The organism is Fructilactobacillus sp. X2R1C1 (genome assembly GCF_059901435.1).
Map to the genome: position 1 here is coordinate 1 of NZ_JBWXUV010000101.1, position 263 is coordinate 263.

Consider the following 263-nt stretch of genomic DNA (forward strand, 5'->3'; position numbering starts at 1 on the left):
CTCCAAACGAGGCGGCCGTTGAGTCGGCGACAAGGGCCAAAACGATTGAAGATAGGGGCTTAAATCCCAGAGCGATTAGCAGTGGTGCGGTGACCATGGCGGGAGCTCCAAAACCAGAAACGCCTTCGATTAGAGAACCAAACAGAAAGACAATCAGGATGGCTTGCAGGCGCATGTCGGTGGTTAAATTGGTAAAGCCAGCGTTGATTCGATCCACTGATCCGGTGTATTCCAGTGCTCTTAGTAATAACAGTGCCCCAAGG

General features: G+C 51.7%; 1 protein-coding gene. It reads right to left on the reverse strand.

Features of this window, described 5'->3' with window-relative positions:
- A partial coding sequence (locus AC6UDG_RS07645; protein WP_500706982.1) for an L-lactate permease occupies positions 1-263 on the reverse strand: 263 nt, incomplete at both ends.